The following is a 13,620-nucleotide window of genomic DNA, read 5'->3' on the forward strand; positions in this document are numbered from 1 at the left end:
AAAATCGGGGTTCATCGCTGAACTCATGTTACAGCTCCTGCTTCCAGTTCTGGGTGCGCAGCACGTCGGCGAAGACACCGGCGGCAGTCACTTCGGTCCCTGCGCCATAGCCGCGCAGCACCAGGGGGATGGGCTGGTAATAGGTGGAGAAGAAGGCGAGCGCGTTCTCCCCGTCTTTCACCTTGAACAGGGGCTCGTCAGCACCGACCGCCTTGATGGCGACCTTGCACTTGCCTCCTTCGATGGAGCCCACGTAGCGCAGCACCTTGCCCTCGCTCTGAGCCAGGGCGAACTGATCGCGGAACCAGCCGTCGGCCTCGGGCAGACGAGCCATAAAGGACTCCACATCGCCGCTCACATCGAAGCCAGGGGGCAGCGCCTGCTCCACTTCCACATCGGAAAGCTCCAGCGCCATGCCGGCCTCGCGGGCCAGGATCAAGAGCTTGCGAGCCACGTCCATGCCGTTGAGATCGTCGCGGGGATCCGGCTCGGTGAAGCCGTTGCCACGGGCAATCTTGGTCGCCTCGGAGAAAGCCATCCCCTCGTCCAGCTTGCCGAAGATGAAGGAGAGCGACCCGGACAGGACGCCGTCGAAGGCGCGCAGCTTGTCACCGGCCTTGATGAGGTTCTGCAGGTTCTCGATGACCGGCAGGCCCGCGCCCACGTTGGTCTCGTAGAGGAACTTGCGGCGAGTCTGGCGGGCGGTGCGGCGCAGCGCCTTGTAGTAATCCAGCGACCCTGTGTTGGCCTTCTTGTTCGGAGTGACCACGTGGAAACCGGCGGCCAGGAAGTCCGCATACTGGACGGCGACGGCCTCGCTCGAGGTGCAATCGACGATCACCGGATTGATGAGGTGGCTCTCTTCCACCAGCTTCTTCACCGCTTCCAGGCTGAAGCTGTCACGGGCCTCCACCAGCTGCTCACGCCAGTTGGCGAGGCTCAGCCCATCCTTGTTGACCGCCATCTGGCGGCTGTTGGCGATGCCGACCACCCGCAGGCCAGTGCCCTGTTCGGCGAGCACCGGCTGCTGGCGGGCAATCTGATCCACCAGGGCCGCGCCGACGCCGCCCACACCGACCACGAAGAGATCGATGAACTGCTGGCTGCCGAAGAAGTTCTGGTGGCACGCCTTGATGGCTTCCGCCACCTTGCGATCCCGCACCACCGCCGAGATGGAGCGCTCGCTCGAGCCCTGGGCGATGGCGACTATGTTGATGGAGGCCTGGGCCAGGGAGGTGAAGAAGCGCGCCGCCATCCCCTTGCTGGTGCGCATGCCGTCACCGATCAGGGAGATGATGGCGAGATCTGTCATGATCTCGAGCGGATCCAGCAGCTGGTTCTTGAATTCCAGCTCGAACTCGCGCTCCAGCACCTTGCGGGTCTTGTCGCTGTCATAGCTGTGGATACAGAAGCTGACGCTGTACTCGGAGGATGACTGGGTGATCAGCACTATGCTGACCCCGGCGCGGGAGACGGCGGAGAAGATGCGACCCGCCATGCCCACCATGCCTTTCATGCCGGGGCCGGAGACGTTGAACATGCACATGCCGGAGAGATCCGAGATGGCCTTCACTTTCAGGTCATCATCCCCCTGATCGACCCCGATCAGGGTGCCCGGCCCCTGGGGGTTGAAGCTGTTCTTGATGAGGCAGGGAATGTGGAACTGGGCCACGGGGGCAATAGTTTTCGGGTGCAGCACCTTGGCACCGAAATAGGAGAGCTCCATCGCCTCTTTATAGGAGAGGGTTTTGAGCAGGTAGGCATCCGGCACCAGGCGCGGGTCGCAGTTGTAGCAACCTTCCACATCTGTCCAGATCTCGCAGCACTCGGCGTCCACGCAGGCGGCCAAGACGGCGGCGGAGTAATCAGAGCCGTTACGGCCCAGCAGCACAGTTTCGCCCTTGTCGCTGCCACCGGTGAAGCCCGGCATCAGGTAGAGACAGTCGGAACGAAGACCCTTGGCGGCAAAGCGCAGGCGGGAGGCTTCGATGTCCACATGGGCTTCGAGGTAGCCGCCGTCGGTCACCAGCAACTGCTCCGGCACTATGAGATCCAGCTCGAGACCACGGACCCGCAACAGCTCGTGCATAAAGGCGATGGAGAGGTTCTCCCCCCGGCTCAGGATGCGGGCCTGGACGTTGTCCGGGCAGAGGCCCAGCAGGCGGATGCCCTGCATCAGCCGCTCGACCTGATCCAGCTCATTGGTGAGACGAGACTGCAGCGCCTTGTCATCCAGCGCCGGGTAGGCCGCCTTCAGGCCCGCCAGCAGACGGGAGAAGATGCCGTTGATCTCGAACAGGGTGGCGCTTGCATCCATGCCGCGACTGGTCTGCTCCACCAGGGCGACCAGGTGGTTGGTCACCTTGGCCGGTGCCGACAGCACCAGGGCAACCTGGGATTGGCCGTGGGTGTTCACCGCGATATCGGCGACCCGTAAGAAACGCTCTGCGTCGGCCAGTGACGACCCACCAAATTTCAACACTCTCATCGCTTTCTCTCCCTGTAAATCTATGAAATTCAATCTAAAAACCAATCCAACAAAAAGGCCCGTACTGGGTGGGTACGGGCCTTTTAAGATTTCTGTGCTTGTTCGTCAGCGCATCAACCGGCCCCAGTGCCACCTGTGGTGGTACCGGTAATAATGGTGGTGGTGGTGATGTTGGTGAATAGCTGCATGACGAACACTCTTGAACGAAACTGGTTGTTAGCAATACCTTGCCGGACCTTGGGCTGTCAACCTAAACCTCTTTGCTACTCACGCCCAAATCGGCGCGCAAGGTCTTTGCAGAGCAGATGCAGCATATTCAGATCCCGCTGCGGCAGCATGGGCACTCGGTCCATCACCCATTGATGCAGTTTTTCATCCTGAGAAACTCCGAGTTCACCAAGTAATTCTGCTGTTTTTGATTTGAGTACGCGAACCTGCCCGGCACCATCAAAATTTTCTGCTACCACCTGGGGCTCGTCCAGCAGGGGACTCATCTCGTAGGCATACAGCATGATCGCCTGCCCCAGATTCAAAGAGGGATAACTCACCTTGAGGGGCAGGTAGCTGATGAGATCCACCTGGGCAAGCTGTTCATTGGAGAGACCCGACTCCTCGCAACCAAAGACGATGGCCACCTTCCCAAGGGAAGGCTTGGCGCGGATCTGATCGCGGATCTCGGCCGGGGTGAGGTAGTGCTGATAGCGGCCGCGCTGGCGGGCCGTGGTGGCAACCACCAGATCCATGTCGGCCAGGGCCTCTTCCAGGGTGTCGAAGGCTGCTGCCTCGGCCAGGATCTCCTGGGCGCCATGGGCGACCCAGCTCGCCTCCTCCTCTTCGTGTACCCGGCTCCCCACCAGTCGCATGGCATCGAAGCCCATGGTTTTCATGGCGCGGGCGGCCGCACCCACGTTCGCCGCGCGAGCGGGGGCCACCAGTACAAAATAGAGTTTCATCGGGTTTCTCCTGAACAGGGCCAGCGCCGCGAACTGCAGCAAACCGCCGGCAAAACAGGGGCGCAATCTACCGTTTATCCCCGAACATTGCCACTTGAACAGATGTTTGGATGTTGCCATAGTGGCCGGACGAGTGGGCCCCCGACCTACCGGCACAGACGCCATGGGCCCGATACATCACAAGGAAGAGAGAGATGCAGCAGCCATTGGAACAGGCGGTCGCCGAGACGATCTTGCAGCGTTTCGAATCGTTTTACAGCCGCTTTCTCGAGATAACCCAGGGCAGCAAGAGCCGCTTCGAGAACAGCGACTGGTTGGGGGTGCAGCTCGCCGGGCGCGAGCGCATTCGCCTCTATGATCATCACGTCGGCGCCACCACGGCCCTCATCAAGCAGATGATGGGGGAGCAGTTGCCGACCCAGGCCCTGCTCAAGCAGGTGAAGGGAGCCTTCAGCGATCTGCTGCCCCGCTGTGAGAACTTCGAGGTGGCGGAGTCCTTCTTCAACTCCGTCTATCGCCGGATCTTCCGCCATCGCAACATCCGCGACGAGAACCTCTACATCCACCCCTTTCGCAGCCGGGGGGAGCACCCGGATCTGAGCGCTCTGCTGCGGGTCTATCGCACCGACATTGCCCACCTGCCCCAGACCCTGAGCCAGCTGCTCGGGGATTACAGCTTCACCCTGCCCTTTGAGGACAAGCAGCGGGACATCATCGACATTCATCGCCATCTGGCGGAGAGCGGCCCGGCCATACTGCACGAGGAGCCGTTCGCCATCGAGCTGCTCAAGGAGGTGTTCTACCGCAACAAGGGGGCCTATCTGGTGGGGCTCATTCGGGTGAAAGGCGAGGTGCATCCCTTCATCCTGCCCCTGCTCAGCACGGGCCAGAGCATCTATGTGGACACCGTCATCTTCGAGCCTGAGCTGGCCTCCATCGTATTCGGCTTCGCTCGTGCCTACTTCATGGTCTATGCCCCTGTGCCGGCCCTGTTCGTGCTCTTCCTGCGCCAGATCATGCCCCGCAAGCCGGACTACGAGATCTACAACGCCATCGGCTGCCAGAAGCACGGCAAGACAGAGCTCTATCGCCACTACCAGCAGCACCTGGCCCAGAGCCGGGAGCAGTTCGTCATCGCCCCCGGAATCAAGGGGATGGTGATGAGCGTGTTCACCCTCCCCTCCTACGATGTGGTGTTCAAGGTGATCAAAGACGAGTTCACTCCGCCCAAGGATGTGAGCCACGAGCAGGTGAAGGCGAAATACCGGCTGGTGAAACAGCACGACAGGGTGGGCCGCATGGCCGACACCCAGGAGTTCACCAACTTCGAGTTTCCCCTGGACCGCATCTCCCCCGAGCTCCTGGCCGAGCTCAAGTCGGTGGCGCCCTCTGCACTCACCATCACAGCCGACAAGCTGGTGATCAAGCACCTCTACACAGAGCGCAAGATGATCCCGCTGAACCTCTATCTGGATCAGGCGGACGAGCAGCAGACCAGGCTCGCCCTGGAGGAGTACGGCAACGCCATCCGCCAACTGGCGGCGGCCAACATATTCCCGGGTGACATGCTGTTCAAGAACTTCGGCGTGACCCGCCACGGCCGGGTGGTCTTCTATGACTACGACGAGATCTGCTACATGACGGAGTGCAACTTTCGCCAAATCCCGCCGCCGCGCTACCCGGAGGACGAGTGGAGCGCCGAGCCCTGGTATTCGGTGGCCCCGAACGACATCTTCCCCGAGGAGTTCGCCACCTTCCTGCTGCAAAAGCCCCAGGTGCGGGAGATCATGATGCAGGTGCACAAGGAGCTGTTCGATGCCAACTACTGGAAGATGCTGCAGGGCAACATCAAGGAGGGAGTGTTCGAGGATGTCTATCCCTACAGACGCAAGAAGCGCTTTCGTTTTCAACGGGGAGGATGAGCCCGGCTGAAACAGCAAAAAGGGACGCCGTGGCGTCCCTTTTTCTGGCGTCAGGCTGCGACAGCCCCTGACGACAAGCCCGCTTATTTCACCGCATCGAAGGTCAGCAGCGTGGCCTTGCCGGCATCCTTCAGCACCAGCTGTTTGCCGCTTATCTGGAAGCTCGCCACCTTCTCCAGCGTCTGCAGGTAGTTCATCTCCTTGCCGGCCAGATCCCCTGCGCACATCATGCGCGTCGAGCCCATGGCGCCCAGCGTCAATACGCCGTCGCCCTGCTGGGTGATGCCGCCAAAGTAGCGGTTGCAGCCGCCCTTGCCCGCCACCTTGTCACCGGCGACCTGCAGGGTGAAGGTATCACCGCTCGCCCCTTGCAACTGCCAGGTAGATGCTTGCAGCTCTGCCAGGGTGGAACCCGTTGCCATGGCACAGCCTCCCAGGGCCAGCGCGGCCAGCAGGGTCAGTTTCTTGTTCATGAGTTCACCTCGTGATGGAGAAAGTCGTGAAGACACAGAGTGAGGGGGCTTGTTTAGCACGACTCTGGCGTCGATTAAAACTCTTTTATTGTGATCGGGGTTCCCTTTACTCCCTGCTGGCATGTGCCATGCTTGTAGTCCTGTTCGGACCCAGGGAGGGGAAACGAATGGTCAAGTCTCTCGTCATCGCACTCGCATCAAGCCTCGCCTTTTCGGCCCAGGCTGCCGACTGGAGTTTTCTCCAGACCGAATCAGACAGCCAGCTCTACGTGAAAAGCTATTCCGGCGTATTGCTCGGCAATCAGACCCATACCGGCGACAATTTCGATATCTGGCTCATCAACACCGGCTACCAGTATCCGGTAGAGGATGACATCAGCCTCTACATGGAGGCCGGACCCGCAGTGGGGCGCCACAGAGAACAGGCCGGTTTCAATATCAGCTCGGGGGTGCGCTACCGCCTCTCCCCCTCGCTCAACATCGGCAGCCAGCTCAAACAGCTGGAAGTGAGCAAGGCCAGCACCCTGGTGGAGCTCAACAGCAGCCTGCTGGTGACGCCGCAGCTGGCCATCACGGCCAACTACGGCCTCAGTGCCTTCAGCACAGAGCACTTCCTCACCCTGGGGGTAGGTTTCAACTTCTGAGGGATCAGAGGAGCCTGGCGCCACTGACCAGCACGCCATTGAGATCGGCGTAGACATAATCCCCTGGCGCTATGCTGACGCCGGCAAACGACAGCACCACATCCAGCTCCCCCTGTCCGCGTTTCTCGGTCTTGACCGGACAGGCCGCCAGCGCCTTGACCCCCAGCGCCAGCGTCGCCAGAGTACCCAGATCCCGCACGGCGCCGTGAATAAGGATCCCTTCCCATCCCTGCTCCACCGCCTTGATGGCCAGCTGGTCTCCCAGCAGCGCCCGGCGCAGGGAGCCGCCCCCATCGATCACCATCACCTTGCCATGACCTGGACGGTTAACCAGTTCGCGCACCAGGCTGTTGTCCTCGAAGCAGGAGAGGGTGACCGCCTGGCCGTAAAACAGCGGCTTGCCGCCATAATCGTGAAACAGCGGCTCTGCCACCTGCAGGGCATCGCCATGTTGATCGCAAAGGTCGGGCAGTAGATCCAGCATTGTCAGCATCCTTCCATGGAGTGAATGAGTCAGCTCATTCTTTCATCATGTGGACAGGCTGACAATCCAGCGAACAGCAGCTATCCCCGTATGGTGTGGCCCGTTCAGCCTCTCATCATGCAGAGGATCTGAGAGTCCAGCGGGACGCCAGCTTGCCAAGGTGGCATGGCGCCCCCTTCAGCAGGACGGGCACCAGCCAGAGTTCCCCCTCCTCCACCCAGTAGAGGGCGTTCTGCCCGAAGCGGGCGGCCAGCCGAATGGCCTCGGCCCGAGGGAGATGCAGCAGCAGGGACGCCTCCTGCCAGCGCTCATCCGGATCGCTGCCCCACACGGGCCCCATCACCAGCGCATCGGCAAGCTGGCGTGACAAGGCACGTTGACGCCGAGCGTTGCGGCGCGCCCCCACCCACTGACTGGCCGGATTCCATGCCGTGACGATGGCGTAGGCAGGCCAGGGGGGCGGGGCGAAGGGGGCAATAAAACACACATTTCTGTAGTTTTCCCACAAAGTCATGTCAACCACATGTTGCATCCCATTACATTTCTTAAGGGCGAAAAAGCGGGCCAGCCCAAGTATGATGCAGCGAACCTCGGGATTGACTTATATCAAACCTGAGTTAAAAAGTTGCTATCTGACGGCAAAGAGTGTTGTTATGCGCCTGTTAACTGATAAAATGCAGCAACTTTTGTAATGGACTACCCTTCCAGGCTTCTCTCGATCAGACTTGTTGAGAGCCTATGTGCGGCATAGGGATGTTTGCCAACATAGATACCAAATTCGCGATGATTCGACCTGATATTCATACCCAGGATGACGTAATAAATTTTCAGGACCGGTCGGATAACGCCAAAGAGTGTTAAAATTTCGATAATTAACTGATAAGAATCTGGGAATACTCATGCAAACACCACATATTCTGATCGTCGAAGACGAGCTGGTCACCCGCAACACCCTCAAGAGCATCTTCGAGGCCGAAGGCTACATAGTGCTGGAAGCCAACAATGGCGACGAGATGCATCAAGCCCTGACCAGCCACACCATCAACCTGGTGATCATGGACATCAACCTGCCGGGCAAGAATGGCCTGCTGCTGGCACGCGAGCTGCGTGAAGATGACAACATAGCCCTGATGTTCCTGACCGGCCGTGACAACGAAGTGGACAAGATCCTGGGGCTGGAGATAGGCGCCGATGACTACATCACCAAGCCGTTCAACCCCCGCGAGCTGACCATACGTGCCCGTAACCTGCTGAGCCGCACCATGAACGTGGCCGCCGGTGGCGAAGAGAAGAAGCTGGTGGAGCGTTACCTGTTCAATGGCTGGGCGCTGGACATCAACAGCCGTGCCCTGGTCAGCCCGGCGGGCGACATGTTCAAGCTGCCCCGCTCCGAGTTCCGCGCCATGCTGCACTTCTGCGAGAACCCGGGCCAGATCCAGACCCGTGCCGAGCTGCTCAAGAAGATGACAGGCCGTGAGCTCAAGCCCCACGACCGTACCGTGGATGTCACCATACGCCGTATTCGCAAGCACTTCGAGAGCGTGGGCGACACCCCGGAGATCATCGCCACCATTCATGGCGAAGGCTACCGCTTCTGTGGCGAGCTGGAGCAGGAATAACCCCCTGCCCGGTGAAGCGAGAGGCGCCTGTGGGCGCCTCTTCTGTTTATGGCGGGCGCCACCGCGCAGATCCGCCAAAACAAAAAGCCCACTCAGTCGAGTGGGCTTTTTGCATGAAAGCTGGAGCGGGCAGCGGGAATCGAACCCGCATCATCAGCTTGGAAGGCTGAGGTAATAGCCATTATACGATGCCCGCCAGGCATCAAGAACGCAGTAGATACAAGGCATGGAATCGGCGTCTGAAGAGACATGCCAGAAGGAGGCAGCAACGAGACGGGACAGGTACCGGGTATCAGAATGTGGAGCGGGTGATGGGAATCGAACCCACGTATGCAGCTTGGGAAGCTACCGTTCTACCATTGAACTACACCCGCGTCAGTGGCCTCTACTATATGCATTTCGCCGGCGAGCGCAATCACCGCCTTCGTGTTTTTTGCCATAAATCAAGCTGTTCGACCAACTATTGAGCATGAAGCTGCTTTTTCAAACAAAGACGTTCACACTCCCGGATCTGCGAGGTTGCCAAGCCGTGGGGGCGACGATAGTCTTGCGCCACTCGACCGAGGAGGGTGGTAATGGACAAGAACAAGCAGAAACATCTCTATGGCTGGTTGCGCAAACAATCGGGCCATGGCCGGCGCTGGATCGGCCTTTCCATTGGTCTGGGCATGGGTCAGGGCATACTGATGGTGATGCAGGCCTGGCTGCTGGCCACCCTGCTCCACGGCTTCATCATAGAGGGCACCACGCCCGAGCAGTCCATTCCCCTCTTTATTACCTTGCTGCTGGTGACCCTGACCAAGGCCGCGCTGGCCTATGGCCGTGAGGTGGCAAGCTTCAAGGCGGGCAGTGCGGTGCGCCAGGCCATCCGCGAGCTGGTGCTCACCCGCCTCGCTCGCCTCGGCCCTGCCTATATCCAGCGCCGCCCCGCCGGCAGCTGGGCCAGCCTGTTGCTCGAGCAGATTGAAGACATGCAGGAGTTCTTCTCCCGCTATCTGCCCCAGATGGCCATAGCCGTCTTCATCCCCCTGGTGATCCTGGTGGCCGTGTTCCCGGTCAACTGGGCCGCCGGCATCATCTTGCTCGGCACAGCGCCCCTCATTCCGCTCTTCATGATCCTGGTGGGTGTCGGCGCCGCCGATGCCAACCGCCGCAACTTCCAGTCCCTGGCGCGGCTCTCCGGCCACTTCCTCGATCGCCTCAAGGGCTTGCGTACCCTGCAGCTCTTCATGCGCACCCAGGCGGAGGGTGAGGCCATTCGCGACGCCTCGGAAGATTTTCGGGAGCGCACCATGGAGGTGCTGCGGCTCGCCTTCCTGAGCACAGCGGTGCTGGAGTTCTTCGCCGCCATCGCGGTGGCCCTGGTGGCGGTCTACTTCGGCTTTTCCTACATAGATCATCTCAACTTCGGCAACTATGGCGTCAAGGTAACGCTCTTTACCGGCCTGTTCGTGCTGTTTCTCGCTCCCGAGTTTTACGCGCCGCTGCGGGAACTCGGTGCCCACTACCACGCCAAGGCGCAGGCCATAGGCGCCGCCGAGCAGCTGCTGGAGTTTCTCGAGGCCGAGGTCAGCGAACCGGCCTCAGGGAGTGCTCCCTTCCAGGCAGATGGCCCCATCAGGGTGGAGGCCCGCGCCCTGGAGGTGCTGAGCGCCGAGGGCAAGGTGCTGGTCGGCCCCATAGATTTCACCCTTGAGGCAGGCACGCGCACCGCCCTGGTCGGGATCAGCGGGGCGGGCAAGAGCTCGCTGGTCAACGCCCTGCTCGGCTTTGCCCCCTATCGCGGTTCGCTCCGCGTCAACGGCCAGGAGCTCGCCGAGCTGGACATGAGCCAGTGGCGGCTGCAACTGGGCTGGCTCTCCCAGAACCCCCAGCTGTTCCACGCTTCCCTGAGAGACAACCTGCTGCTGGCCAGGCCCACGGCCCGCGATACCGAGCTGGAAGCGGCCCTGGTACGGGCCCAGGCCTGGGAATTTGCCAAAGAAAAGGGGTTCGACTACCCGGTCGGGGATCAGGCCGGTGGCCTCTCCGTCGGTCAGGCCCAGCGCCTCGCCCTGGCCCGCACCCTGCTCAAGTCCACCCAGTTGATGGTGCTTGATGAACCCACCGCCAGCTTGGATCGCCACTCCGAGCGCGCCATCATGAGCACACTCGAACAGGCAGCAGTGGGCCAGACCCTGCTGATGATCACTCACCGCCTCGACCAGCTCAGCCAGATGGACAACATACTGGTGCTGGAGCGCGGCCAGCTGGTGGAGCAAGGCCACTTCGCACAACTCTGCCAGGCACAGGGGCCCTTCGCCCGTCTGCTATCCCAACGTTCAGGGGATTCTCTCGATGACTGATCTACTGCCGTTCCTGCGTCTCTACCGCCAGCACTGGCTCAGCCTCTCCCTCGGCCTGCTGCTGGCCCTGGTCACCCTGGTGGCCGGGATGGGGCTGCTCTCTTTATCAGGCTGGTTCCTCTCCGCCGCCGCCGTGGCGGGGCTGGCGGTCGCCAGCCGGGACACATTCAACTACATGACTCCGGCCGGCGGGGTGCGCTTCTTCTCCATAGTGCGCACCGCCAGCCGCTGGGGTGAGCGAGTGGTGAGCCACGACGCCACCTTCCGGGTGCTCACCCGGTTGCGAGTCTGGTTCTGGCAACGACTCTCCCCCCTCTCCCCCGGCACCCTGGCCGGTTTTCGTCAGGCGGATCTGCTCAACCGTCTGGTGGCCGACATCGACGCCATGGATCACGTCTACCTGCGCCTCGTCACCCCCATAGGAGCGGCCCTGCTCAGCTGTGCCGGGCTGGTATTCTTCCTCTCCTTCTTCGACAGCCGTCTGGCGCTGACCCTGGGGGCCATACTGCTCTTTGGCATGCTGGCCCTGCCGCTGGTGTTCTATTTCGCCGGCCGGGCCCCCGGTCGTCGGCTTATCGCCGAGAAATCCATCATGCGCACCCGCATGGTGGATTACCTGGACGGCCATGCCGAGCTGCAGATGTTCGCCGCCGCCCCCAAGGCGCTGGCCGAGCTGCAACAGGCCGAGCAGGCCCTGATCCAGGCCCAGGCCCGCATGGCCAGGGTGAGCGGCCTCGCCAGCTTCTCGGTCCAACTGCTCAGCGGCTGGACCCTGACCCTGATGCTGTGGTTGGCCGGTCACGGCGTCGGCGGTGGCACCCCGGATCCCATCACGGCGCTGATGGTGTTCGCCACCCTGGCGAGCTTCGAGGCGCTGCTGCCCCTGGCGGGTGCCTTCCAGCACCTCTCCACCAGCCTCACCTCGGCCCGTCGTCTCAACGAGATACTGCAAGAGGCCAAAGCGCCAGAGTGGGGAGAGGAGCAAGCGCCCGCGACTCAAGGCGCCTTGCAGATACGGGATCTCCACTTCACCTACCCGGGCCAGGACGGCCCCGTGCTGCGAGGCTGTACCCTGCAACTGAACCCCGGCGAGAAGCTGGCGCTGCTGGGGCAGACGGGGTGTGGCAAGTCCACCCTGATGGGCTTGCTGACCCGGGAGTGGACGGCCCAGACCGGCGAGATACTGCTGGATGGCAAACCGCTGACCCAGTATGGCGAAGGGGCCCTGCGCGCCTCCTGCTCAGTGGTCAGCCAGCGGGTGCATCTGTTTGCCGATACCCTGCGCGGCAACCTCAAGCTGGCCGCCCCCGACGCCAGCGACGAGCGACTGATCGAGGTCCTCACCCAGGTGGGTCTCGCCACCCTGCTGGCAGGCGAGGATGAAGAGGCCGAGAGCGGACTGGACGCCTGGCTCGGGGATGGCGGCCGCCCCCTCTCCGGCGGCGAGCGCCGCCGCATCGGCATCGCCCGCGCCCTGCTGCACGACGCCCCGCTCTGGCTGCTGGATGAGCCGACCGAAGGCCTCGACAGCCAGACCGAGCGGGAGATCATGGCCCTGCTGCTCAAGCTGGGGGCAGAGCGCTCCCTGCTGCTCATCTCCCACCGCCTGCTGGGGCTGGAGCAGATGGACAGAGTAGCCCTGATGGAAGAGGGCAAGATCCGCCTCTGCGCCCCGCACCGGGCGCTGCTGGAAGATGACTACTACCGCAGCCTGCACCAGCGGCTGGCTCCCGCCTGATGAAAGCAAATGAACAAGGGGCACTGATGTGCCCCTTGTCTTGTGGATAGTGCCAAGATCCCCGTCACACCTCGCCTCCCGTGCGAAAAATGGGGCTGGTCGCAGGCAGCGACTGACCCCTATAATGGCCCCCTCACTGTTCAACAAGACCTCGACATGAAACGCCTGATCCTGATGATGCCCCTGATTGCCTCCGGTTGTGCCGACTTCGCCTTCAACAGCAATCTGGACAAGGAAAACTTCGACGAGTATTTCAAGCCGGGCGGCGTCCGGATCTATGAGCAGAACCAGCTCGCCGACCTCAACTACCTCTACCTCGGCACAGTCGAGGGCGAATCCTGCCAGGCCGACGCCAACCAGGCGGTGCCCAATGCCGGTGAGGCACGCACCCTGGCCCGCCGCCGCGTGGCCGACATGGGCGGCAACGGCGTCAGCTTCGACAAGTGCGCCGAATTCAGCGACGTGCCGGGCTGCCTGAAGCAGGTGATCTGCTACGGCCAGGCGCTGAAAGTGGCCGAAGAGAAGTAAGGTCTCGGCATGGCTCTCGCCATAGTTCGCCTCGGCAGCCCCCGTCTCGAGGGTGAAGGCTTGCGCATCGGCACAGTGCGCCGTCCGCCTCACGGCGTGCCCAAGAGCGATTTTGCCAGCCAGGATTGGTACGACGTCTGGTTCCCCAACCTGGCCCCCAGTCCCGAAACCATGAAGCTGGGCCAGGCCGCCGAGACCCCGGCCCAGTGGGCCGCCTTCTGCAAGCAGTACAAGGCCGAGATGGCCAGCCCCGCTGCCCGCCACGATCTGGCGCTGCTGGCGGCCCTCTCCCACCATACCCAGCTGTCGGTAGGCTGTTATTGCGAGCAGGAGTCCCGCTGTCATCGCAGCATCTTGAAAGAGCTGCTGGTCAGCTGCGGCGCGCTGCTGCGCTGACGCCAGGGAAAAACGAGAGAGGGCACCCCG

General features: G+C 61.8%; 12 protein-coding genes and 2 tRNA genes. 7 read left to right on the top strand and 7 right to left on the bottom strand.

Annotation, left to right across the window (positions count from 1 at the left end; genetic code table 11):
* Positions 1-28: 28 nt before the first annotated feature.
* The gene (gene thrA, locus G4923_RS02500; RefSeq protein WP_163135399.1) at positions 29-2,488 is read right to left on the bottom strand and encodes a bifunctional aspartate kinase/homoserine dehydrogenase I; all 2,460 of its coding nucleotides are present in this window, start codon (positions 2,486-2,488) and stop codon (positions 29-31) included.
* A gap of 263 nt (positions 2,489-2,751) precedes the next feature.
* Entirely contained in the window at positions 2,752-3,441 is a 690-nt protein-coding gene (locus tag G4923_RS02505; protein WP_163135400.1) for a tRNA/rRNA methyltransferase, read from the bottom strand.
* Positions 3,442-3,635: 194 nt separating this feature from the next.
* Between G4923_RS02505 and aceK the strand changes: the two genes are divergently transcribed.
* Positions 3,636-5,363: a bifunctional isocitrate dehydrogenase kinase/phosphatase gene (gene aceK / locus G4923_RS02510; protein ID WP_163135401.1), complete on the top strand. Its 1,728-nt coding sequence runs from the start codon at positions 3,636-3,638 to the stop codon at positions 5,361-5,363.
* Positions 5,364-5,446: 83 nt separating this feature from the next.
* Here aceK and G4923_RS02515 read toward each other — a convergent pair whose 3' ends face one another.
* Positions 5,447-5,836, bottom strand: a complete 390-nt coding sequence (locus tag G4923_RS02515; RefSeq protein ID WP_111910041.1) for an META domain-containing protein — start codon at positions 5,834-5,836, stop codon at positions 5,447-5,449.
* 167 nt (positions 5,837-6,003) lie between these two features.
* On the opposite strand from G4923_RS02515, the gene G4923_RS02520 reads away from it, so the two are divergent.
* Entirely contained in the window at positions 6,004-6,480 is a 477-nt protein-coding gene (locus G4923_RS02520) for a hypothetical protein (RefSeq protein ID WP_163135402.1), read from the top strand.
* A gap of 4 nt (positions 6,481-6,484) precedes the next feature.
* On the opposite strand, the gene G4923_RS02525 is transcribed toward G4923_RS02520, so the two are convergent.
* The gene (locus G4923_RS02525; protein ID WP_025327745.1) at positions 6,485-6,964 is read right to left on the bottom strand and encodes a putative 4-hydroxy-4-methyl-2-oxoglutarate aldolase; all 480 of its coding nucleotides are present in this window, start codon (positions 6,962-6,964) and stop codon (positions 6,485-6,487) included.
* A 115-nt stretch (positions 6,965-7,079) separates the two neighbouring features.
* Positions 7,080-7,478: a DUF3293 domain-containing protein gene (locus G4923_RS02530; protein ID WP_205597000.1), complete on the bottom strand. Its 399-nt coding sequence runs from the start codon at positions 7,476-7,478 to the stop codon at positions 7,080-7,082.
* A gap of 385 nt (positions 7,479-7,863) precedes the next feature.
* On the opposite strand from G4923_RS02530, the gene arcA reads away from it, so the two are divergent.
* Positions 7,864-8,583, top strand: coding sequence for a two-component system response regulator ArcA (gene arcA / locus G4923_RS02535; RefSeq protein ID WP_010673581.1), 720 nt, complete (start codon positions 7,864-7,866; stop codon positions 8,581-8,583).
* A 121-nt stretch (positions 8,584-8,704) separates the two neighbouring features.
* Here the strand turns inward: arcA and G4923_RS02540 are convergent.
* Together G4923_RS02540 and G4923_RS02545 are read right to left on the bottom strand one after the other, a co-directional pair.
* Positions 8,705-8,779, bottom strand: a tRNA-Gly gene (locus tag G4923_RS02540).
* A gap of 104 nt (positions 8,780-8,883) precedes the next feature.
* Positions 8,884-8,957 (bottom strand) — tRNA-Gly (locus tag G4923_RS02545).
* A 201-nt stretch (positions 8,958-9,158) separates the two neighbouring features.
* Here G4923_RS02545 and cydD point away from each other — a divergent pair.
* The 4 genes from cydD to G4923_RS02565 all read left to right on the top strand — a co-directional run bounded on the left by cydD (position 9,159) and on the right by G4923_RS02565 (position 13,590).
* The gene (gene cydD / locus G4923_RS02550; protein ID WP_163135404.1) at positions 9,159-10,928 is read left to right on the top strand and encodes a heme ABC transporter permease/ATP-binding protein CydD; all 1,770 of its coding nucleotides are present in this window, start codon (positions 9,159-9,161) and stop codon (positions 10,926-10,928) included.
* On the top strand, positions 10,921-12,666 hold the full coding sequence (gene cydC / locus G4923_RS02555) for a heme ABC transporter ATP-binding protein/permease CydC (protein ID WP_163135405.1): 1,746 nt from the start codon (positions 10,921-10,923) through the stop codon (positions 12,664-12,666). Before cydD ends, cydC begins: the two co-directional genes overlap by 8 nt.
* A gap of 156 nt (positions 12,667-12,822) precedes the next feature.
* Complete coding sequence (gene rcsF / locus G4923_RS02560) at positions 12,823-13,194, top strand: Rcs stress response system protein RcsF (RefSeq protein ID WP_005325859.1); 372 nt, start codon at positions 12,823-12,825, stop codon at positions 13,192-13,194.
* A 9-nt stretch (positions 13,195-13,203) separates the two neighbouring features.
* Positions 13,204-13,590 (top strand): DUF488 domain-containing protein, encoded by a 387-nt coding sequence (locus tag G4923_RS02565; RefSeq protein WP_163135406.1) that lies wholly within the window; start codon positions 13,204-13,206, stop codon positions 13,588-13,590.
* The last annotated feature ends 30 nt before the right edge of the window (positions 13,591-13,620 follow it).

This window comes from Aeromonas rivipollensis, assembly GCF_010974825.1.
Lineage (GTDB): Bacteria > Pseudomonadota > Gammaproteobacteria > Enterobacterales > Aeromonadaceae > Aeromonas > Aeromonas rivipollensis.